General features: G+C 75.2%; 20 protein-coding genes. 14 read left to right on the forward strand and 6 right to left on the reverse strand.

The genetic code is table 11. The annotated features are described in order from the left end of the window. Nucleotides 1–275 precede the first annotated feature (275 nt). From HCC30_RS12815 to HCC30_RS12855, 9 genes are all read left to right on the forward strand, one after another. Nucleotides 276–1499 carry a DegT/DnrJ/EryC1/StrS family aminotransferase gene (locus tag HCC30_RS12815; protein ID WP_277347984.1) on the forward strand — a complete coding sequence of 408 codons (1224 nt, stop codon included), beginning with the start codon at nt 276–278 and terminating at the stop codon, nt 1497–1499. Next, nucleotides 1496–2629 (forward strand): DegT/DnrJ/EryC1/StrS family aminotransferase, encoded by a 1134-nt coding sequence (locus tag HCC30_RS12820; protein WP_169442617.1) that lies wholly within the window; start codon nt 1496–1498, stop codon nt 2627–2629. Before HCC30_RS12815 ends, HCC30_RS12820 begins: the two co-directional genes overlap by 4 nt. Nucleotides 2630–2768: 139 nt before the next feature. Further along, complete coding sequence (locus tag HCC30_RS12825) at nt 2769–3746, forward strand: UbiA family prenyltransferase (RefSeq protein WP_169442618.1); 978 nt, start codon at nt 2769–2771, stop codon at nt 3744–3746. Next, nucleotides 3743–5128, forward strand: a complete 1386-nt coding sequence (locus HCC30_RS12830) for an NAD(P)/FAD-dependent oxidoreductase (RefSeq protein ID WP_169442619.1) — start codon at nt 3743–3745, stop codon at nt 5126–5128. Before HCC30_RS12825 ends, HCC30_RS12830 begins: the two co-directional genes overlap by 4 nt. A 1-nt stretch (nt 5129) precedes the next feature. Beyond that, nucleotides 5130–6734 carry a class I adenylate-forming enzyme family protein gene (locus HCC30_RS12835; RefSeq protein WP_169442620.1) on the forward strand — a complete coding sequence of 535 codons (1605 nt, stop codon included), beginning with the start codon at nt 5130–5132 and terminating at the stop codon, nt 6732–6734. Nucleotides 6735–6810: 76 nt separating this feature from the next. Further along, complete coding sequence (locus HCC30_RS12840) at nt 6811–7641, forward strand: class I SAM-dependent methyltransferase (protein ID WP_169442621.1); 831 nt, start codon at nt 6811–6813, stop codon at nt 7639–7641. After that, entirely contained in the window at nt 7638–9383 is a 1746-nt protein-coding gene (locus HCC30_RS12845; RefSeq protein WP_346776610.1) for a CoA transferase, read from the forward strand. The genes HCC30_RS12840 and HCC30_RS12845 overlap by 4 nt, the downstream gene beginning before the upstream one ends. Beyond that, complete coding sequence (locus HCC30_RS12850) at nt 9380–11032, forward strand: class I adenylate-forming enzyme family protein (RefSeq protein ID WP_169442622.1); 1653 nt, start codon at nt 9380–9382, stop codon at nt 11030–11032. The genes HCC30_RS12845 and HCC30_RS12850 overlap by 4 nt, the downstream gene beginning before the upstream one ends. A gap of 55 nt (nt 11033–11087) precedes the next feature. Then, a complete protein-coding gene (locus HCC30_RS12855; RefSeq protein WP_169442623.1) occupies nt 11088–11840 on the forward strand; it encodes a dienelactone hydrolase family protein in 753 nt (250 codons plus the stop codon). A 64-nt stretch (nt 11841–11904) separates the two neighbouring features. Here the strand turns inward: HCC30_RS12855 and HCC30_RS12860 are convergent, their stop codons facing one another. From HCC30_RS12860 to HCC30_RS12875, 4 genes are all read right to left on the reverse strand, one after another. Continuing rightward, nucleotides 11905–12588 carry a phosphatase PAP2 family protein gene (locus HCC30_RS12860; RefSeq protein ID WP_169442624.1) on the reverse strand — a complete coding sequence of 228 codons (684 nt, stop codon included), beginning with the start codon at nt 12586–12588 and terminating at the stop codon, nt 11905–11907. Between the two features lie 54 nt (nt 12589–12642). Continuing rightward, entirely contained in the window at nt 12643–13587 is a 945-nt protein-coding gene (locus HCC30_RS12865; RefSeq protein WP_169442625.1) for a M56 family metallopeptidase, read from the reverse strand. Nucleotides 13588–13696: 109 nt separating this feature from the next. After that, nucleotides 13697–14416, reverse strand: coding sequence for a DUF5134 domain-containing protein (locus HCC30_RS12870; protein WP_169442626.1), 720 nt, complete (start codon nt 14414–14416; stop codon nt 13697–13699). Between the two features lie 101 nt (nt 14417–14517). Next, nucleotides 14518–14919, reverse strand: coding sequence for a VOC family protein (locus HCC30_RS12875; RefSeq protein WP_169442627.1), 402 nt, complete (start codon nt 14917–14919; stop codon nt 14518–14520). 127 nt (nt 14920–15046) lie between these two features. Here HCC30_RS12875 and HCC30_RS12880 point away from each other — a divergent pair, with 127 nt between their 5' ends. After that, nucleotides 15047–15667 carry a GNAT family N-acetyltransferase gene (locus HCC30_RS12880; protein ID WP_169442628.1) on the forward strand — a complete coding sequence of 207 codons (621 nt, stop codon included), beginning with the start codon at nt 15047–15049 and terminating at the stop codon, nt 15665–15667. A gap of 20 nt (nt 15668–15687) precedes the next feature. Here the strand turns inward: HCC30_RS12880 and HCC30_RS12885 are convergent, their stop codons facing one another. Further along, on the reverse strand, nt 15688–16338 hold the full coding sequence (locus HCC30_RS12885; protein ID WP_169442629.1) for a glycerophosphodiester phosphodiesterase family protein: 651 nt from the start codon (nt 16336–16338) through the stop codon (nt 15688–15690). Nucleotides 16339–16711: 373 nt separating this feature from the next. After that, the gene (locus tag HCC30_RS12890) at nt 16712–17230 is read right to left on the reverse strand and encodes a PadR family transcriptional regulator (protein ID WP_346776626.1); all 519 of its coding nucleotides are present in this window, start codon (nt 17228–17230) and stop codon (nt 16712–16714) included. Nucleotides 17231–17405: 175 nt separating this feature from the next. Between HCC30_RS12890 and HCC30_RS12895 the strand changes: the two genes are divergently transcribed. From HCC30_RS12895 to HCC30_RS12910, 4 genes are all read left to right on the forward strand, one after another. Further along, nucleotides 17406–18536, forward strand: coding sequence for an LLM class flavin-dependent oxidoreductase (locus HCC30_RS12895; RefSeq protein WP_169442631.1), 1131 nt, complete (start codon nt 17406–17408; stop codon nt 18534–18536). A 50-nt stretch (nt 18537–18586) separates the two neighbouring features. Next, complete coding sequence (locus tag HCC30_RS12900; protein WP_346776611.1) at nt 18587–19621, forward strand: alpha/beta hydrolase; 1035 nt, start codon at nt 18587–18589, stop codon at nt 19619–19621. 82 nt (nt 19622–19703) lie between these two features. Beyond that, the gene (locus tag HCC30_RS12905) at nt 19704–21104 is read left to right on the forward strand and encodes a DUF6421 family protein (RefSeq protein WP_169442632.1); all 1401 of its coding nucleotides are present in this window, start codon (nt 19704–19706) and stop codon (nt 21102–21104) included. Between the two features lie 183 nt (nt 21105–21287). Continuing rightward, nucleotides 21288–22067, forward strand: a complete 780-nt coding sequence (locus HCC30_RS12910; RefSeq protein WP_169442633.1) for an SDR family NAD(P)-dependent oxidoreductase — start codon at nt 21288–21290, stop codon at nt 22065–22067. Nucleotides 22068–22076 lie beyond the last annotated feature (9 nt).

The raw sequence follows: 22076 nt of genomic DNA on the forward strand, positions 1-22076 counted from the left end.
GGGCAATCCTGCGGCGGCGCAGGGCTTCGGGTGCCTCCCGCGACGGGACGGCACGCGCCGGGGCGCCGCGGCGCGTGGGTGCGCCAACTCCCCTTTCCCGAGCGACTGTTGAATGCTTGGCGATCAAGGTCAAGCCATTCGGGGAAGGGCCACCGAAAAGTGTGAATATGATCGTCTCAGCTTTGCCGGAGCACCGCGTTCCGGTCAGTCTTGGGCCCGCCATGCAGAAACCATTGGGGGGCAGGACTTTGGGTTCCGATACCGCCCGGACCACGCTGGAGCCCCACGGTTCCGAAGGTCCGGGCCCGAGTGGAACGGCGGCGGAAGCGGGGGTCCCGTTCTTTTCCCAGACGGCGACCGTCACCCGTTTGTGGCCCTTGATCGAACGCAATCTGCACCGTGTGTTCGACAACGGAAAATTCTCGCACGGACAGCAAGTGGCGGAATTCGAGCGGGAACTCGCCGCCTGGACCGGCGCGGAATACGCGATCGGGGTCAACAGCGGAACCGACGCCCTGGTGCTGCTGCTCCGCGCCTGCGGGATTCGCCCCGGCGACGGCGTCCTCGTCCCCGCCTACTCCTTCTTCGCCACCGCCTCCTCCGTCGTCCTCGCGGGCGGCCGCCCGCAGTTCGTCGACATCGACCCCGCGACGTACGCCCTCGACCCGGCCGCGCTCGCCGCGGCGGTGACCCCCGAGAGCCGCTTCGTCATGCCCGCCCACCTCTTCCACGGGATGGCCGACACGGCGGGCATCGGTGCCGTCGCCCGGGACGCGGGGCTGACCGTCGTGGAGGACAGCGCCGAGGCGATCGGCATGCGCCGGGACGGCGTGCACGCCGGACTGCACGGCGCCGGGGGAGTGCTGTCCTTCTTCCCGAGCAAGACGCTCGGCGCGCTCGGCGACGCCGGCGCCGTCCTCACCGACGACCCCGAGATCGCCGCCACCGTCTCCGCGCTCCGCCACCACGGACGCGGCGGGGACACCGTGAACAACTTCCCGGCCATCGCCACGTCCAGCCGACTCGTCGGCGAGAACAGCAAGATGGACGACATCCAGGCCGCCGTCCTCTCGGCCAAGCTCACCGTCCTCGACGAGGACATCGCCCACCGCGCCCGCCTCGCCGCCGCCTGCACCGAGCAACTCCGCGGCCTGCCCGGCATCCTGCGGCTGCCCACGACGGACGCGCACGGCCCCGGGCACGAGGGCGTCCACTACGTCTACCTGATCGAGACCGAGCGCCGGGACGCACTGGCCGCGCACCTCGAACGGCGCGGCATCGGCACCGAGATCTACTACCCGCTGGCTCTGCACCTCCAGCCCGCCTTCGCCGGACTCGGGTACGGGCCGGGCGACTTCCCGTGCGCGGAGCGCGCCTCCGGCCGCGCCCTCGCCCTGCCGATGTACGCCGACCTCACCCTCGACGGGGTGGAGCGGGTCTGCGCCGCCGTCGCGGAGTTCTGCACCGGCGACGAGCCCCGGGGAGGGGACGCCCTATGACCACCGTGCAGACCATCCCGTTCTTCCCGCCGCACCTCTTCGAGGCGGACCGCGAGGAACTCCTCGGACTCGTACGGGACGTCGCCCTCGACCCGGAGCAGCGGTTCATCCTCGGCGCGCGCAGCGCGCGGTTCGAGGAGACGCTCAGGTCCTCGCTGCGCGCCGCCGACGCCGTGCTGTGCGGCAGCGGCACCTCCGCGCTGGAACTGGTGCTCGCCGCCATGGACATCGGGCCCGGCGACGAGGTCGTCGTCCCCGCGTTCGGCTGCGCCCCGCTCGCCGCCTCCGTGGTGAACGCCGGCGCCGTGCCCGTCTTCGCCGACGTCGACCCGCACACCATGGTCGCCGACCCGGCGGACGCCGAACGGCGCGTCACCCCGCGCACCAAGGCGCTGATGCCCGCGCACATGTTCTCCGTGATGGCGGACATGCCCGCCTTCCGCGAGGCCGCGCGCCGGAGGGGACTGCGGCTGATCGAGGACTCCGCCGTGGCCCAGGGCGCCACCCTCGACGGCATCCCGGCCGGACTGTGGGGCGAGGCGGGCGTGTACTCCTTCGTCCAGGTCAAGTCGTGCGGCATGCCGGGCGAGGGCGGCGCCGTCGTCACCGGGGACGCTCAACTGGCCCGGCGCGTACGGATGCTGCGCAACCACGGGCAGGACGGCACACAGCGCTTCCTGCACCACGAGGTGGGCCGCAACAGCCGCTTCGACGAGCTCCAGGCCGCCTTCCAGCTGCACCGCTTCGCCGGATTCCCGCGACGGCTGGAGCGCCGCGCCGAGATCGCCGCCTACTACACCGAGCGCTTCGCGCCGCTGGCCGCCCAGGGCGTCCTCCCGCCCCCGCCCGGCCGGGACGGACGCTGCTACTACGTCTACGCGGTGCTCGCCGAGCAGCGCGACGCGCTCCGCGCCCACCTCACCGAGCGCGGCGTGCAGACCCACGTCTACTACCGGCAGCCGCTGCCCGAGCAGCCGGCCTTCGCCCGGTACGCGGCCCCGGACGACCGGTGGCCGCACGCGCGGCGGGCGAGCGAACGCCATCTCGCCCTGCCGGTCCACCACCTGCTCACGGACACCGACGTCGAGTACGTCGCGGACTGCGTCCGCGCGTTCGCCGCCGGCCGCTGACGCACGGCCGCACCCCGCCGCCGTACCCCGCACGCCCGTGCCGCCGGGAGCCGACACTCCCGGCGGCACGGGCGTGCGGGGCGGCCGCGAGGGGACCGGCCGGACCGGCCACCGAAGAAGAAGGAACGAGGAAGGAACGATGACCCAGAGCATCGCCGCCGAGACCGGCGCACCGCGCCCGGCGGACCGGCCCGAGAGCACCCTCCGCAGCTACACGCGGCTGGGCAAACTCGACGTCTACGACTACTACTTGAGCACCGCGGTGGTCCTCTCCGCCGTGCTGCTGCCGCTGTCCGGACTCTCCGCGCGGACCGCCGCCGTCGTCGTGGTGTTCCTGCTCGGCCAGGTCTTCGTGATCATGGCCATGGTGGCCCTCGACGACATCACCGGCTACCGCGACGGCAGCGACATCGCCAACTACGGCCCCGACGACCCGTTGCGCAACAAGCTCCGCAAGCCCCTCGTCGCCGGCACCCTCACCGAGGCGCAGGCGGTGCGCTTCGCCTGGCTCTGCGCCGCGGCCGGTGCCGTGCTGTGGACCGCGGCCGCCGGCATCGCCCCGCACCGTCCGACCTGGGCCCTGGTGCTGCTCGGTGCGCTGTTCGTGGTCTCGCTCCAGTACTCCTACGGCCTGAAGATCAGCTACCACGGCTTCCAGGAGGCCTTCCTCGTCTGGCTCGGCGCCGTCCTGGTCATCGGCCAGTACGGGCTGCTGGCGGGGGAGTTCTCCGGGTTCGTGATGGTGCAGGGCGTCCTCTTCGGCTTCGGGCCGCTGATGTTCGGGGTGTACTCCAACACCAACGACGTCGAGGGCGACCGTGCCGTCGGACGTCCCACCGTGGCCGCGCTGGTCACCGAGCGCGGCAACGCGGTGTTCATCGGGGTGCTGTCCGCCGCCGAGTTCCTGCTCAGCGTCGTCGCCGCGGCCGCCGGCATCGCGCCCTGGTGGTTCGCGCTGGTCATGCTGCCCGCGGCGGCGCTCCGCGCGCACCAGTACGTCACCGGCTTCCGCAAGGGCAACATCATGGTGGCCCGCCGCACCGGCTTCGCCGTGCACCGCCTGAGCGTGCTGCTGCTCGTCGTGGCCAACCTCCTCGCCGGGGCGGGCGCCGCGTGAGCGCCACGAGCGGCCCCGACCTCGACGTCGCCGTGGTCGGCGCCGGGATGGCCGGGCTGACCGCCGCGCACGAACTGCGCCGCGCCGGGCTGTCGGTGCGGGTCTTCGAGGAACACCAGCAGGTCGGCGGCCGGATGCGCAGCTTCCGCCGGGACGGCTGGACCGTCGACCAGGGCGCCGAACAGGTCCCCGGACGCGGCTACCGCGCCACCCGCGAACTCCTCACCCGCCTCGGCGTGCCCGGGACGGACGTGCCGCCCGTCGGCGCCGGCGTCGCCGTGTGGCGCGGGGGACGCGCCCGGCACGGCGTCGGGGACCCCGGCGCGCTGCTCGCCGACGGCGCCGGACTCGGCCCGCGCGCCCGTGTCGACCTGGCCGGCCTGCTCGCCCAAGTGGCCCTGCGCCGCGCCGAGTTCGACGGCGACCGGCCGGAGAGCACCCCGGTCGGCGCCGCCACCGTGCGCGAACTCGCCGCCCGCTGCCACCGCGACGTCCACGACTACCTGCTCCAGCCGCTCGCCGGCTGCTGCTTCGGCTGGGACACCGCCCGCTCCGCCGCGGCCCCGATGCTCTCCCTGCTCGCCGAGGTCGGCCCGCCCTCCGGATGGCGCACCTACCGCACCGGCATGGACCTGCTCGCCCGCCGCCTCGCCGGCACCGTCGACGTCGAGCCGGGCCGCGCCGTCCGCGAGGTCGTCGACGAGGGCGGCCGCGCCCGCCTGCGGTTCGACGAAGGGGAGGTCACCGCCCGCGCCGCCGTCCTCGCCGTCCCCGCGCCGACGGCCCTGGCCGTCCGCCCCGAAGTCCCGCCGGAGGAACGGGAGTTCCTCGCCGCCTGCACCTTCACCCCGGCGCTGAAGGTGAGCTGCCTGCTCGACCGCCCGCTCGCGCCCGCCGCGCGGCGCCCGGTGTACCTGCTGCTCACCCCGGCCGCCGAGGAGTCCGTCCTCTCCGCCGTCATCGTCGACCACGCCAAGCACCCGGGCCGCGCCCCGGCCGGCAAGGGCCTGCTGACCCTGATGGCCGCGCCGGGAACCGTGCCCGAACTGCTGGACGCGCCCGAGGAGGAGACGGCGAAGCTGCTGACGGACGCCGCGGAACGGTACGTCCCGGGGCTGGCCGAGGCCACCGGGCAGCGCTTCGTGCACGCCTTCCGGCACGCCCTGCCCGAGGCCACCCCCGCCGCGCTGCACCTGCGGTCCCGCTTCGGGGCCCGGCGGGCCCGCGCCGTGGACTACGCGGGGGACTGGACCACGCTGCGCCCCGCCAGTGAGGGCGCCGTCCGCTCGGGCGCGCTGGCCGCCTCCCGCGTCCTGAGCAGGCTCGGCCCGGCGCCCGCCACCCGGAACCCGCTGCGAGAGGTGCACCGTGAAACCGCATGACATGGGAGTCCTGTTCGACGAGGCCGCGGCCCGGGGCGCCGCCACCGCGGTCCGCCTCGACCGCCCCTTCGACATCGCCCCCGACGGGGGCACCCACTGGACGCTGCCCCGGCTGGCCGCACTCGTCGCCCGCACCGCCTCCCGGCTCGCCGCCGCCGGCGTCGGCCGCGGGGACCGGGTCGCCGTGGCCAAGGACAACCACTGGGACTACGACCTGCTGGCCTGCGCCGCCGTACGCCTCGGCGCCGTCCCCGCGCAGCTCTCCGGACAGCTGGCCCCCGAGACCCTCGGCACCCTGCTCCGCCGCCTCGGCCCCGCGCTCCTGGTCACCACCCCCGAACTCCTCGCCCGCTGCCGCGCCGCCGACGTCGACCCGGCCGCGCTCGCCAAGAACTGCGTGACCGTCACCCACGCGCTCGGCGACACCCCCGAGGACCCCACGTCCCCGGGCGCCGTCCCGCTGCTCACCCTGGACCCGGACACCCCGGCCCCGCACCGCGGGCGGCACGACGACGAACCGCTGGTGATCAACCACACCTCGGGCACCACCGGGGTGCCGAAGCTCGTGACGCACTCCACGCGCACGATCATCCGCAAACTCGCCCGCTCCGAGGCCGTCCGCTACCCGCGCATCGGCGCCCGCAGGGACGACACCCTGCTCAACGCCAGCTCCTACGCGCACGGCAGGACCTTTTGCTGGACCGGCGTGGCCGTCTCCATGGCACCCCGCGAGATCGTCCTCCTCACCGACTCCGCACCCGAGACCGCCGACCCGCTGCTGCGCGCCCACCCGCCGACCGTCGTCGAGGCCCTGCCCTCCGCGTACGTCCGGCTCCAGCCGCTGACCGAGCGGCTGGACAACCCCTTCCGCCGGGTCCGGCTCTTCATCAGCACCTACGACGCGGTGCACCCGCCCACGCTGCGCGGCTATCTGACGGCCAGCCGGCACCGCAGCCCGCTGTGGATGCAGGGCTGGGGACAGACCGAGACCGGGCCGCTCACGTTCCGCTTCCACACCCGCGGCTCCGTCACCGGCGATTCCGCGCCCGGAACCGCCAGGGACCTCGGCCGCCCGATCCCCGTCCGGACCCGGCTCCGCGCCGTCGACCCCGACACCCTGGAACCCGTGCCGCGCGGCCGGGCCGGACTGCTCCAGGCCAGGACCGGCGCGCTCGGCCTCGGCTACATCGGCGAGCCCGAACGCTGGGCACGCAAGGAGCAGGACGGCTGGTGGACCACCGGCGACATCGGCATCCTCCGCCGGGACGGCAGCGTCCGGCTGCTCGACCGCGAGGTCGACAGCACGCCCCGGCTCAGCTGCCTGGAGACCGAGGACCTGCTGGAGGACCGGCTGCCGGAGGCGCTGGAGTGCGTCGTCCTCGGCCGCCCCGGCACGGACCCGCTCCCCGTGGTCGTCACCGCGGACGGCCGGCTCGACGGGGACAGCTGGCGCGGGGCCGTCGCGGGCCTGCCGCGGCTGGCCGAACCCGTCGTGCTCACCTGGCGGGACGTCCCCCGCACCGGCACCGGCAAGGTCCGCCGCACCGCCCTCCTGCACCAGCTCACCGGCAACGGCAGCACCTGCGGCACCGGCCTGTGGACCTGAACCCCGGCCCCCGGCCCCGTACTTGAGCCTGCCCCTGCACACCCCCTGCACCCCCGCCCCGACGAGAGGAACCCCCGTGAACCAGCCGACGGCCACCACCGACCGCCCGGCCACCGGCTACGCCTTCGACAACGCCACCGACCACAGCCACGACCAGCACCGCTGCCTGGCCGCCGCCTACGACCCGGTGACCCTGCCGCGGCTGGCGGCCACCGGACTGCGCTCCGGCTGGGACTGTCTGGAGGTCGGCGCGGGCGGCGGCAGCGTCGCCCAGTGGCTCGCGCGCCGCGTCGCCCCGCACGGCACCGTCCTGGCCACCGACGTGGACCCCCGGCACATCGCCTCCGCGCCCGGCCTGACCGTACGGGCCCACGACCTGGAGCGGGACCCGCTGCCGGAGAACGCCTTCGACCTGGTCGTCGCCCGGCTGGTGCTCCAGCACCTGCCCGGACGCCGCGCCGTGCTCGCCAAGCTGGTGCGCGCGCTCCGGCCCGGGGGCGTGCTCCAGATCGACGAGTTCGACACCTCCTACGAACCGCCCCTGCTCGCCCCCGACGAGGAGTCCGCCGAGCTGTACAGCGCCTTCCTCCGCGCCAAGTCCGACGCGCTGCGCGCCGCCGGAGGCGACCCGCAGTGGGGCCGCCGCGTCCCGTCCGCGCTGCGCGAGGCCGGACTCGTCGGCATCGACACCCAGCCGTACGTCGAGGTGCGGCACGCGGGCTCGGCCAGCCTCCAGCTCCAGCTGCACCACACCCACCACCTCCGCGACCGGCTGGTCGCCCAGGGCATGACCCCGGCCCAACTGGAGCGCGTGCGCGAGCTGATGACGGACCCGTCCTTCCGCGCGGCGTCCAGCATCCTGTACTCCACCCAGGGCCGCCGCCCCGAGGGGCGCGACCCCCGGTGACCGCTTCCCCGACCGCACTGCACCCCCGCACCACCCGCGACGAGGTCACCGCCCGCCTGCTCCGGCACACCGCGCACGCCCTCCGGGACGACGCGCTCACCGCCGCCGTGGACCTGGCGGCGGACCGGGCCGGACCGGTGGCCGCGCCCCTGCCCGACGAGCGGGCCGTGCAGGCCGCCTGCGGCATCGCGCACGTGCACGGCCGCGCCGCCGGCCGCCCGCTGCCCCTCGCCGTCGACTACGCCGCGACAGCGGCCGGACTCCTCGCCGCGCAGGGCGTGTCCGCCGTCCTCCTCGCCCGGCACCGCGGACTCGGCCTCCGGCACGTACGGACCTCCGAGGCCCAGGCTGCGCTGCTCGCCACCGGCCAGTACCTCGCCGCCGCCACGGCGGCCGGGGACGGCGAGGAGGAGACGGCGGCCGGGCCCGTGCCGCGCACCGCCGGCCTGGCCGCCGCCGACGGCACACCCGTCGAGATCGAGACCCTGGACCCGGACGCCTGGCGGGAGTTCTGGCGGCGCCTCGGCGTCGCCCCGTCCCTCGCGGGCCGTGGCTGGGGCCCGTTCCAGCGCCGCTTCGCCACCGCGGTCTGCGACCTGCCGGACGCCCTGCGGCAGGCGGCCCGGGAGACCACGCTCGCCGCACTCCGGGACGCGGCCGCCGCCACCGGCGTGAGCCTGCTGCCCCTGACCGGCGACCCGGCCCCCGCCGGCCTCCCGTCCCCCTGGGACCTGACCCGGGAGCCCGGCCCGGCCACCGGCCACGGGCCGGGCCCCGGACTCCCGCACGGCGCGCTCCCGTTGGCGGGCGTCCGCGTCGTCGAGGCCACGCGCCGGGTCCAGGGGCCGCTGGCCGGGCACGTGCTGCGGCTGCTGGGCGCCGAGGTGATCCGCGTCGAGCCGCCCGGCGGCGACCCGATGCGCGGGCTGCCCCCGCTCGCCGGGGACTGCTCGGCCCGCTTCCTGGCGCTCAACGCGGGCAAGTCCGTGACCGAGGCCGACATCACCACCCCGGCCGGACGCTGCGCCGTGCACGAACTCGTCGCCGGCGCCGACGCGTTCGTGCACAACTGGGCACCGGGCCGCGCCGAACGCCTCGGGCTCGACGCACCGGCCCTGTGGCGCACCCGCCCCGGCCTGGTCCACGCGGCGGCCTCCGGCTTCGGCGACGCCTTCGCCCCCGCCGGGCCGCCGCTGGGCACCGACTACCTCGCGCAGGTGCACAGCGGACTCGCCGCCGCGCTGCGGCCCGCGGGCGAGCCCCCCGCACCCTCGCTGATGACCCTCACCGACGTCCTCGGCGGACTGCTCTGCGCCCAGGGCGTGCTGACCGGACTGCTGGTCAGCACGCGCACCGGGCGCGGCGCCCGGGTCGACTCCTCGCTGCTCTCCGCCGCGTCCCTCGTCCCGCGCCCCGCCTCCCGCACCCGCTGGACACCCCTGGACGTCCCGCTCCGCACCGCCGACGGCTGGCTCCAGCTCCCCGCCGAGGCCGCCGCCTCCCCGGAGCACCTCACCCGGGCCGCCCAACTCCCCGCCGACAGCCCGGCGATGACCGCCGAACGGTTCACGGAGCGTCCCACCCGCGCCTGGGTGTCCCTGCTCGGCGAGGCCGGGGTGACCGCGACCCCCGTACGCACCGACCTCGCCGCGCTGCCCGGCGACCCGGCCTTCCGCCACGCCGTCGACCCCGCCGGGCCGGGAACGCCCGCCCGGCCCCGCCGCCCCTGGGAGTTCGCGTGACCGCGCCCTGGACCTCCCGCGCCGGAGTCCCCTTCCCCGACCGCGTCCCCCGCGCGGACCGCCTGGCCTGGGCGGAGCACGCCCCGGACCAGGACCTGTACGCCCTCTTCACCGCACACGTACGCGCCCACCCGCACCGCCAGGCCCTCGTCGAGGCCGGCCCCGGAACCGGCACCGTCCTGGACTACGCCGCCCTCGACCGCGAAGTACGCCGCGTCGCGGGCCTGTTCGCCGAGGCGGGCATCGGCCCCGGCGACGTCGTCGCCCTCCGGATGCCCAACGGCGCGGACGCCGTCGCCGCCGAACTCGCCGTCTACGCCGTCGGCGCCGTCGCCCTGCCCTACCCGCCGGGCGGCGGCAGCCGGGACACCCTCGCCCTGCTCGGCGGGGCCCGGGCCCGCGCCGCCGTCCTCGCCGACCCGGCCGACGCCGCGCTCCGCGACCGGCTGCCGTACCTGGAGACGGTCTTCACCCCGCACACCGGCGTCCCGGGCACCACCTGGCTCGGCGGCAGCCCGCGGCACCCGCACCCGGGCACCCCCAGCGGCGTCGACCCCGAGTCCCCGGCCCGCATCCTGGTCTCCTCGGGCTCCGAGGCCGAGCCGAAGATGGTCGCCTACACGCACCGCGCGATGGGCGGCGGCCGCGCCGCCTACCTGCGTGCCCTCGACCCCGGCAGCACCGAACGGCGGCACCTCCTGCTGGTGTCGCTGGCCTCCTCGTTCGGCTCTGCCGGCATCCTCACCCTGGCCGCGCTCGGCGGCACCCTGCTCGTCCAGCCGCACTTCTCCGCGCCGGACGCGCTGACGCTCCTCACCCGGCACCGCCCCACCCACGTCCTCGGGGTGCCCACCATGCTGCGTCGTCTCGCCGAGCAACCGGCCGCCCCCGACGAGGACCTGGCGTCCCTGCGCTCCCTGGTCTCCAGCGGCGCGGCCCTGCCGGAGGGCACCGCCGCGCTGTGCCGGGACCGCTTCGGCCGCCCGGTGGTCACCGTCTACGGCTCCTCCGACGGCGTCAACTGCCACACCGTGCACGGCAGCGAGCCCGCGGGCTGCACCGGCGTCCCCGACCCGTCGGTCGTCGGTATCCGCGTCACCGGCCCGGACGGACGGCCGCTGCCCCCGGGCCGGTCCGGCGAGATCCAGGCCAAGGGCCCGATGACACCGCTCTGTTACGTCGCCGCACCCGGACTCGACGCCCGCTACCGCACCGCCGACGGCTGGGTCCGCACCGGCGACCTGGGACGGCTGGACGAGCGGGGACGGCTCTTCGTCCTCGGCCGGCTGCGGAACGTCGTCGTACGCGGCGGCCTCAACATCTCCCCGGCCGAGGTCGAGCACGAGCTGGGCACCCACCCGGAGATCGCCGAGGCCGTCTGCGTACCGGTGCCCGACCCGGAGCTCGGCGAACGGCTCTGCGCCTGCGTCCGGCAGGCCCCCGGAACCGGCCCGCTCTCCCTCCCCGACCTCACCGGCTACCTCACCGGCCGGCGCGGCCTGGAGAAGCGGAAGCTCCCCGAATTCCTGCTCCGGGTACCGCAGATGCCCCTCGGCCCCACCGGCAAGATCTGCCGCCGCACCCTCACCGAACAGGCCACGGACGAGCTGCGCGCGGGGGCGTACGCGTCGGGCGCGGGGGTGGGGTGATAGGACGGAACGCACGGGGGAATCCCCGCCGCACCGACGAGAGAGGCCACCGCGCATGGCGTCCACGCACCTTGACGTCCCCACCCCCGACGGCGCCGCCGACGCCTACGCCGCCTGGCCGGACAGCGGCGGTCCGGTTCCCGGAGTGCTGTTCTACATGGACATCTTCGGGCTCCGGCCGGTGCTGCGCGAGATGGTCGACAAGCTCGCCTCGTACGGCTACTACGTCCTCGCCCCGAACGTCTTCCACCGGGAAGGACGCACCCCCGAGGAGGCCCCCGACCTGCGCCGTCCGCAGAACCGGGACGCCTTCCTGGCCGAGGCGCTGCCCAAGCTCCGCGAGCACGGAGCCGAGCGCGCCGAGCGCGACGCGGGCGCCTACGTCGACTTCCTCACCGCGCGCCCCGAGGTGGCCCCCGGGCCCATCGGCGTCACCGGGTACTGCCTGGGCGGCGTGCTGGCGCTGCGCACGGCGGCGGCCCGCCCCGGCCAGGTCGCCGCGGCGGCGAGCTTCCACGCGGGCCACGTCGTCACCGGAGCCCCCGACAGCCCGCACCTGACGGCCGAGCGCATCACCGCCGAACTCCACCTCGCCCACGCGGCCAGGGACGAGGCGATGACCCCGCAGGACGTCGCCGCGCTGGAACGCGCCCTGGACGACGCCGGGGTCACCTACACCAGCGAGGTCTACCCGGGCACGATGCACGGGTTCACCATGGCCGACGTGCCCGCCTTCAGCCCCGAGGCGCTCGACCGGCACTGGGAACGCCTCGTCGCCCTCCTCGCCCGCAGGCTCGGCACGGACTGACATCGCCCGCGCGCGGCTCCCGCCGGGGGCCGCGCCGGTCAACGGCCGTACGCCGCCGCGGAGTTCACCGCCCCGGGCCCCACGCGTACCGGACGCCGACCGCGGCCGCGCCGAAGGCGGCGCCCAGCAGGGCCCCGACGAGGGTGTCCGTCATCCAGTGCACCCCGAGCACCATCCGCGTCACGGACACCCCGGCGACGGAGACCACGGCCAGCACCGTCGCCGCACCGCAGAGCAGGCCGGAGGCCGAGGTCGTCCGGCGCAGCAGCCACAGCAGCAGCACGGCCGTCGCCGACAGCGTCATCACGTGTCCCGAGGGCATCGCCGCGTAGTGCGCCGAGTCGACGGGCACCTCCCACTCGGGCCGCTCCCGCCCCACCAGCGCCTTGAGCCCCGTCTGCACGGCCCCGCACAGCGCGGTGGCCACGGCCGCCCACGCGGCGAGCCACCGCTCGCCGCGCACCCACAGGGCGACCACCGTCACGGCGATCAGCAGCCGCATCGTCCACGGGTCCCACACCCAGTCGGTCAGCACCCGGTTGGTGTGCGTCCAGTCGGGGCGGGCGAGCGCCTGCGCGTGCAGCGCCTCGGCGATGCCCCGGTCGAGCCCGGCGAGCGGCTGCCAGCCGAGCACCACCAGCAGCAGGACCAGTACGCCGAGCCCGCCGCTCACCGCGGCGGCACGGGCCCAACGGGCCGTCGGGGACGGGGCGTCGGACACCCGGGAGTCGTCGGAGGCGGTACGCATCCCCCGATCCTCACGCATCGGCGCGCCCCCGTCCCGCACCGGCCCCCGGAACGGTCAGATCTGCCGGAGCGCCGAGAGGCCGGGGACGAAGGCCACCAGCAGGGGGATGACGGGGACCAGCGCGGCCACCGCCGTCATCCGCAGCCGCCGCGCGACGGACAGCCGCGGCGAGGGGGACAGCAGCCGGTGCACCCGCTGCGGGACCTGCGCGAGCGGGGTGGGGCAGGGGCCGAACACCCCGCGGTCCTCGTTGAGTTCGACCAGGGCGAGCGCGATCGTCAGCCTGCCGTAACGGCGGGAGGCCACGTCGTCGGCGGCGAGTTCGACCAGCCGGTGCACCTGGTCGCGGAACGCGGCGAAGACCGGGACCCGGGGAAAGCCCGTGGCCAGCGCCGAGGAGCAGTGCAGCAGCCAGTCGTGCCGGGCCCGCGCGTGGCCCTGCTCGTGCTCGATGACGGCGTCCAGCTGCCGCCCCTTGAGGCGGCGCAGCGCCGCCGTGGTGATGACCAGCTGCGGCGCCGTGCCGGGCAGCCACCAGGCGTCCGCCTTCTCGCCCTCCAGCACGACCAGCCGGTCCTCCGGGTCGGGCTCCTCGCCCGGCAACCGGGGCGCGCGGCGGCGCAGTTCGGCGTGCCGCTGCCGGCGCCGCACCCGGGCCTCGTACACCTCGCGCAGCAGCATGGCGCCCGTCCAGGCACCGCCGCAGGCGAGCAGCAGCGACAGCGAACCGGCCCAGGGCCCGTACGAGCCGAGACCGTACGCCTCGATCACCTCGTGCGGCGCGGGCGCGAAGACGTGGCCGCGCACGGCCTGCCAGGCGGCGGCCCCGGACAGCGCCATCGCCAGCACGCAGCACAGCAGCACGGCCGCGACGACGCACTGCCACACCCACAGCGCGAGCACGGGTTCCCGGTCCGCCCAGGAGGATCTCGCCAGCACCCGGGGAGCGGCGGAAGCAGCCAGCCCGGCCAGTACGAGCAGTGCCAGCGGGAGCGTCATGGGCCCCACACTATGAGGCCCGGACCACCCGGCGGTACGCGGGTCCCCGCAGAAGTGACGCAGGCCTCACGGGGTGCGCCGCGGCGGTGCTGACGGTGCCCCGCCGGGCTCACCAGGGGAGCAGCATCGCGAACATGGCCGTCCCCATGGCCAGCCGGCACGCGGCCGCGAACCCGGGCACCCGCCCGAGCCCGCCCGGCGCCTCCGCCTCGTCGGGGGCGGGCGGCGGACCCGGCGCCCCGTGCGCCGCCGCCAACGCCGGTGCGGGGGCGGCCGGTTCGGGCGGGGCCGTGGACAGCAGGCGGGCGCCGGTGACGAGGACGTACGCGGCGAAGTAGACCAGCAGCGCACCCGTGAGCAGCGACGGGCCGGTCCACGCCGGCTGCGCCGCGTGCCCGCCCGTCCCGTGCCCGGCGTGCGCCGGGGCGGCGTGCGTCGCGGGCATGGTGAGTGCCATGAGGGCCATCGCCGACGAGCCGACGAGGTGGTGCAGTTGGTGCCCGGCCTCGCCCCGCACGCCGTGCCCGTCACCGTGCCCGGTCCGGGACTCCCGGCCCGGGTGGGTGGCCGACGGGCGGCACAGCAGCGCCAGTTCGACGAGTGCGGCGGCGGCCGGCAGGCCGAAGAAGAGGGCGAAGAGAGCCGGGGGCGCGGGTACCGACACGGGTGCGGGCAGAGCCATGACGGCCATGCCGAACCCCATCAGGGCCTCGCTCCCGGCCGCTCTCCGCCGCGGGGCCGGTGCCCCCCTGCCCCGCAGCAGACAGGAGACGCCCGTCAGCGCGCAGAGCGCCGTCAGCAGCCAGCCGACGATGGCCGGTCCGTGCATGCTCCCTCCCCGGTCGTCTCCCGGGCTGAGGCTGCCCCCGCCACGGCGGGCACACGGGAGCGCACGGGCGCACCGGGGGGCGCCCGTGCGCTCCGGCCGGGTCAGATCCCGGGCCGGTACCGGATCGGGTGCTCCTCCGGGACCTCGACGACGCAGATCCGCAGCCCGTCCGGGTCGGCGATCCACATCTCGATCAGGCCCCACGGCTCCCGCACCGGCTCGCGCAGCACCTCGACGCCCGCGGCCAGCAGCTCCCGGTGCGCCTCCGCCGCGTCGGGCACCTGCATCCAGAGCTTGATGTCGGGGGAGGCGGACGCGCCCGACTCCTCGGCCCGGCCCGCGAGTTCGAGGTGGCCGCCGCCCAGGAAGTAGACCGTCCCGCGCTCCGGCCCCGTACCGAACTCCCGGTAGACGGCGAGCCCCAGCGACTCCCCGTAGAACTTCCGGGACCGCTCGGGGTCGGTGGGACGGATCAGGACGCGGCTGCTCAGTACATGCACCATGATCCGACCCTAGGCGCACGCGCCCGGCCCCGCCGTGCGCCGGACCGGCGCGGACGCGGGCCGGGGGAGTGTCCGGTGGGCGGACCGGGGCGGTGCGTCGTCGGCGGGCGGCGATATCGTCCGCAGCATGACGCACGCCGACGACGCACCGGCCCGGCCCGAGCGGCCCCGGGCCTTTGAGACCTCCCAGGCCCCCGAGACCGCGGGCACGCAGGCGCCCGCCGCGCCGCCGGTCTTCCGCGCGGCCACCGAGGCGGACGTGCCCGCGCTCGTCGCGCTCGTCGAGTCCGCCTACCGGGGCGAGCACAGCCGCGCGGGCTGGACGACGGAGGCCGACCTGCTGGAGGGCCAGCGCACGGACCCGGAGGGCGTGCGCGAGGTCGTCGGCCACCCGGACGGCGTGCTCCTCGTCGCCGAGCGGGACGGCGGCATCGTCGCCTGCTGCCAGCTCGAACACCGGGGCACGCACGCCTACTTCGGCATGTTCGCCGTCCGCCCCACCGAGCAGGGAGCCGGCCTGGGCCGGACGGTGCTGACCGAGGCCGAACGGGTCGCCCGGGAGCGCTGGGACGCGACGGAGATGCGGATGACCGTCATCCAGCAGCGCGCGGACCTCATCGCCTGGTACGAGCGCCGCGGGTACGCGCGCACCGGCGAGCTGACCCCGTTCCCGTACGGTGACGAGCGCTTCGGCATCCCGCAGCGGGACGACCTGGTCTTCGAGCTGCTGGTCAAGAAGCTGGGCTGAGCCGGGGCCCGGGCGGGGCGTCAGGCCGTGGTGAGCGCCGCCTGCCGGATCTGCGGCATGTCCGTGACGACGCCGTCGAGGCCGAGCTCGCGGGCGCGTGCCAGGTCCTCGTCGGTGTTCACGGTCCAGCTGATGACCTGCACGCCCGCCGCGTGCGCCCGCTCCACGGTTCCGGGCTCCAGGTGGCACAGCTCGCAGGAGATCATGTACGCGCCCAGCTCCACGGCCCGCTCCGGCGCGGTCGGGGTGGAGCGGCCCGCGACGAGCACGATCGGGATGTCGGGCAGCAGCTCGCGGGTCTCGCGCAGCGCGGCCGCGTGGAAGGAGATCACCGTCACGCGGTCGGCCAGCCCCCGCTCCGTGATCACCCCGGCCAGGACGCGGGCCGCGGCGACGTCCTTGATCTCGGCCTGGACGGGGGCTTGTACGGCGTCCATGACCTCCTCGAAGACCGGGATCCGCTCGCCCTCGCCCGCGTCGAGGGCGCGCAGCTCGTCGAGCGTGAAGTCGCCGACGGGGCCCGCGCCGTCGGTGGTGCGGTCGACGTCCGCGTCGTGCATCACCACGAGCGCGCCGTCCTTGCTCAGGTGCAGGTCCAGCTCGATCGCGTCGAAGCCCTCGGCCTCGGCGCGGACGAAGGACCGCAGGGTGTTCTCGGGCTCGACACCCATCACGCCACGGTGACCGACGGTGAGCAGTGGGGACACGACGCGCTCTCGCTTTCCTACGGGACGGCGCACGGTGGGCACGCACGCGCCGTCAGCGTAGCGGCCTCCGCCGTGCTGTCCGACGGGGCGGTGCGTCCCGTTCCCCGGGGTGCGGTGCTTCCCCGCCTGCGGGTGCGTCGGGGCTTTTCGCGCAGTTCCCCGCGCCCCTTGTCGCGGGCTCGCCCCGCTTGGGAGGTCTGCGCCGAGGCGCAGGGCTGGCAAGCGCAGCGCGGTCACCCACGCGCGGGGTGCTCCATGCCGTCACCGGGCCACCCCGTACGTCCTGGCCGTTCGCGCAGTTCCCCGCGCCCCTCCGGGCGCTCGTTCCCCGCGCCCCCTACGGCTCCAGCTCGTCCAGGTCGGTCAGCATGGCGCGGGCGAGTTCCAGTTCCGCCTGCTGGGCCCGTTCGCTCCAGCGCAGGGCCACGCGCGGGTGGGCCCAGCCCTCCACGTCCTCGGTGCGGGCCAGTGCCTCGCGGACGTCGGCCAGTTCGTCGCGGGTGCGTTCCATGTGGGCGTGGACGCGTTCCCGCAGCCGGGCCGGGTCGGCGAGGTGGCCCAGCCATATCCGCAGCACCGTCGGGTGCTTGAGCACGGGCGGCCCGGGGTCGCTGCCGTCCGCCCACTCCGCCAGCGCCTCCCGCCCGGCGGGCGTGATGGCGTAACGGCGTTTGGTGCGCGGCTCGTCGGGCCCGGAGCGGCGGGAGGTGGCGTAGCCCAGCCCTTCGAGGCGGCGGAGTTCGGCGTAGATCTGGCTGATGGCGGGTGACCAGTAGAAGAAGCGGAGCGAGGAGTCGGCCCACTTCTTCAGCTCGTAGCCGGTGCGTTCGCCGTCGAAGGAGAGCAGGCCGAGCACGGCCCAGGCGGTGGGCGGCAGTTCGGGGGCCTGCCGGGTGCGCCGCGGGGACGCCTGGCCGGACGGGGACTCGGACCGTGGTGTGGGGTGCCGCATGTGTTGCCTTCTCGGGACATGACGATTAGTCATATGGCTGATCGGAACATTCGCATTCGGGCAGGCAGAAGGTGGCAGTGTGAAGTTCTCCATGATCTTCGAGGCGCAGCTCGCCGATCCCACGGTCGAGCGCGAGCACCAGCTCTTCCGGGACAGCGTCGAACAGGCCGTGTTCGCCGAGCGGATGGGGTTCGACCGGATATGGGCGGTCGAGCATCACTCCCTCAAGTGGTACGCGCACATGAGCGCGCCGGAGATCTTCCTGACCTGGGTCGCCGCGCGGACCAGCACCCTACGCATCGGTCACGGCGTCGTCTGCATGCCCTTCGCCTTCAACCACCCGGCGCGGGTGGCCGAACGGGCCGCCACCCTCGACCTCCTCTCCGGCGGCCGTCTCGACCTGGGCGCGGGACGCGGCGGCACGGCGCAGGAGACCTCCCTGTGCGGGGTGGACCCGCAGCGCACGAAGCAGGAGGTGGAGGAGGCGCTGCGGGTGATCGGCGCGGCCTGGCAGAAGGACGAACTGGAGTACCACGGCGAGCTGCTGGACATCCCGCCGCACCCCGTGCTGCCCCGCCCCGCGCAGGCCCCGCACCCGCCGCTGTTCCTCGCGTGCAGCCGTACGGAGACCCTGGAGCAGGCGGCCGAACTCGGCGTCGGCGCCCTGGTGATGGGCTTCGCCGGCCCGGAGTCGGTGGCCGGGATGCGCGGCGCGTACGACGCGGCCCGGGCCGCGCGCACCGGGGAGCGCCAGGTGTCCACCGAGGTCAACGACCACTTCTCGGTGCTGTGCCCGACGATCGTGCTGGACGACGCGGAGCGGGCGCACCGGACGGGCGTGCGCGGGCAGCGCTTCTTCGCGCAGTCGATCAGCCACTGGTACGGCGGCGGGGGCGTGCCGGACGAGGCCGTGGTCGAGGGCGCCGACGAGGAGGAGGAGATGCGCCGCGCGGCCGAGCAGACGGTGGCCCGGCTGCACGAGCAGGACATCCCCGTCCGCCCCAACTCGACCGCCACCTTCCACGCCGAGCACGCGTACGGCAGCGCGGCGGACGCCATCGCGTACGTGGAGCGGCTCCGGGACGCGGGGGCCGACGAGATCATGTGCCTGATCCAGATGGGTACGGTCCCGCAGGAGGTGTGCATGGAGACCATCCGGCAGTGGGGCGAGAAGGTCATCCCGTACTTCCGTACGGGCGCCGGGAGTTGAGGTTTCCGTACGCACCGCCCGCAGACCGTCCTCGCCTGAAGGAGCCGACCGTGACCGACACCCTCTCCCCGGACCCGCAGGGCCCGGACCCGCTGGACCGGAGCCCGATGGAGCGCCTCGCGCCCGAGGCACGCCCCCTGATGGAGGCCATGACCGCCTTCTTCCCCGACCTCGGGGGCACGGTCACGGACGCCGCCGAGGCCCGCCGCGTCCTGGCCGCCGCACCGAAGGCACCGCTGCCCGTGACCGAGGTGCGGGAGGTGACCGACCGGCTGATACCGGGGCCCGCGGGGGCGCCCGAGCTGCCGGTGCGGATCTACCGTCCCTTCGGCGAGGGCCCGCACCCCACGGTGGTGTTCCTGCACGGCGGCGGCTGGGTGCTGTGCGGGATCGACACGCATGACGGGACGGCGCGCGGCATCTGCCGGGAGGGCGGCGCCGTCGTCGTCTCCGTCGAGTACCGGCTCGCGCCCGAGGCCCGCTTCCCCGAGCCGGCCGAGGACGCCTACGCCGCGCTGTGCTGGGCGGCCGAGCACGTCGGCGAGCTGGGCGGCGCCCCCGAGGCGCTGGTGATGGCCGGTGACAGCGCGGGCGGCAACCTGGCGGCGGCGGCCACGCTGATGGCCCGCGACCGGGGCGGCCCCCTCCCGGCCGCGCAGGTGCTGGTCTACCCGGCGACGGACCTGTCCGGGGAGACGGACTCGCACCGCAGGAACAGCGAGGGCCTGTTCCTGACCCGGACGGCGATGCGCTGGTACGCCGAGCAGTACGTGCCCCCGGGTACCGACCTCGCGCACCCGTACCTCTCGCCGCTGTGCGCCGACCTCACGGGGATGCCGCCGGCCCATGTGGTGACGGCGGGCTGCGATCCGCTGTGCGACGAGGGCCGCGCGTACGCGGCGAAGCTGCGCGCCTGCGGCGTCGCGGTGAGCGAGGCGCACTACCCGGGGATGTTCCACGGCTTCTTCGGCCTCGCCGAGGCGCTGCCGGACGCGGCCGAAGCCCAGCGCGGAGTGGGCAAGGCTGTCGCGGAAACCCTGCCCGGCAGGAAGAACGGCGGTGAAGACGGGGTGTCCGGCGGATAATTTCCCGTGATCTCCCCTTGAGCGACGGACCCTCGCGTGGTTACTGTCATTACACGCGAGGTTCTCCTGTGGAGGGGCAGACATGACGGAAATTCTTTCGCCCGAGCGCGCGGATCGCGATGCTTCGTCCGCCGCACCCGTGGTCGAGCACCCGGCCTGGCCGGTCCTGAAGCGGTCCGTGGAGGCCATCAGGGCCGCCCAGTCGCCGGACGGCTCGATCGACTTCGAGGCCGAGGGTGCACCCTCCCGTGCCGCCGTCGAGGCCGAGCTGGACAGCGTCTGCGAGGCCGTCGGCCGGATCTCCGCACTGCTGCCGCACGACGCCGCGTACCACGAGGCCCTCACCGCGGACCTGCGCCGCTGGGCCGAGGACGGCTTCGGCATACCCGACTTCCTCGACTCGCTGCTCGCCTTCCAGCCCGCGCAGAACCGCGCCGACCGGCTCCAGCACCTGGTCGTCTTCCCCATGTACACCCAGAACGGCAACCCGGACCGCAACCTGGAGGCCGTCGTCCTCCGCATGGTCTGGCCCGACTGGCTCGCCGAGCTGGAGCGCACCCGCTACGACAACCCGCTGTTCTGCGGCATCACCTTCGAGGACTTCACCGGCGGGTACGACACCCACTCCGCCGTCCTCTTCCCCGAGACCATCGCGGTGCGCGAGGCGCCCGCCCGGTTCTCCTGGGGCGGCATCTTCTGCGACCGCGAGGCGGCCCGCTTCCGCCGCGTCGTCGCCGCGGCCTGCGACGTCACCGGTCTTCAGCTGCCGGAGGAGGCGCGCGGCCTGCTGGAGGACCAGCGCCGCTGCCAGGAGACCTTCGTGCTGTGGGACATGATCCACGACCGTACGCACAGCCACGGCGACCTGCCCTTCGACCCGTTCATGATCAAGCAGCGCCAGCCGTTCTGGATGTACGGCCTGGAGGAGCTCCGCTGCGACCTCACCGCCTTCCACGAGGGCCTCAAGCTGGAGGCCGAGGGCTACCCGCAGGGCCGGGACGTGAGCTACGCGATGCTGCTGGAGCGGCTGTTCCGGTTCCCCGTCACCGGCGAGCGCAAGCGCAACTACGACGGTCTGGGCGGCCAGTTGCTCTTCGCCTTCCTGCACCGGCACGACGCCCTGCGCTGGACGGACAACACCCTCTCCATCGACTGGGACCTCGCCCGCGAGGTGACCGTCAAGCTCCGCGAGGCGATCGAGACGCTGTACCGCGAGGGCATCGACCGCCCCAAGCTCGTGCACTGGTTCAAGGCGTACGAGCTGGTCTCCACCTACCTCGCCCCGCACCCCGGATCGACCTGGGCCAAGGGCCCCGACGCCCTGGACACCAGCCTGCCCCCGCGCAAGCTCGTGGACGAGGTGCTCCCGGACGAGTTTCCGCTGAGCATGTTCTATGAGGCACTCGCGAAGAAGCTCCGTTCCGTGATCGCATCGACGGAGGGCATCACCGCCGAGGCACCGGCGCACCCCGCCGCGGCCTGAGCGGGCGTACCCCCTGCCGGACACGGCAGCAGCGACCACACGAGGCCGGCGCCACGGCGCCGGCCCGGAACGACCGGCACGGGACGGACGGCACGGGACGACCGGGCGTGCGGACCCGGCGTTGCCGGGCCCGCGGCCGGGGTCGGGCCGGCGGGCCCGGCGAGCACGAGGAGGGCGAGGATCATGACGGACACCACGACGCAGGGTTACGAGGGGAACGGCAAGGGCCGGCTGGAGGGCCGGGTCATCGCGGTGGCGGGCGCGGCGGGGCCGGCCGGGCAGGCGACGCTGCTGCGGCTCGCCGAGGAGGGCGCGGTCGTCGTCGGCTGCGACTCCGACCCGGAGCGCCTCGCGCAGGCCGTGGACGCGGCGAGGTTCGCGCACGGCGGCGCGACCGTCACCGGCGACACCGTGGACCTGCTCGATCTGGAGGCCACCCGCGAGTGGGCGGTCCGTACGGAGAAGGAGTTCGGGCGGATCGACGGGCTGGTGCACCTGGTGGGCGGCTGGCGCGGCTCCAAGACCTTCGCGGAGACCGACCTCGGTCACTGGGAGGTGCTGCACAAGCTCCTCGTCCGGACCGTCCAGCACACCTCGCTGGCCTTCGAGCCGTACCTGCGCGCCGGCGACAACGGCCGCTTCCTGCTGATCAGCGCGGCCGGCACCGGCAAGCCCACCGCGGGCAACGCCGCGTACGCCGCCGCCAAGGCCGCCGCCGAGGCGTGGACGCTGGCGCTGGCCGACGCCTTCCGCAAGGCCGGGGGCGAGGCGGGCCCGTCGGCCGCCGCTGCGATCCTGGTGGTCAAGGCGCTGGTGCACGACCAGATGCGGGCCGACCGTCCGAACGCCAAGTTCGCGGGGTTCACGGACGTCAAGGACCTGGCCGCGGCCATCGCCGAGACTTGGACCAAGCCCACCGCCGAACTGAACGGAAACCGTCTGTGGCTGACCCCCGCCCCGTGAACCGTCCCG

Source organism: Streptomyces sp. HNM0574, from assembly GCF_012726235.1.
Classification (GTDB): Bacteria; Actinomycetota; Actinomycetes; order Streptomycetales; family Streptomycetaceae; genus Streptomyces.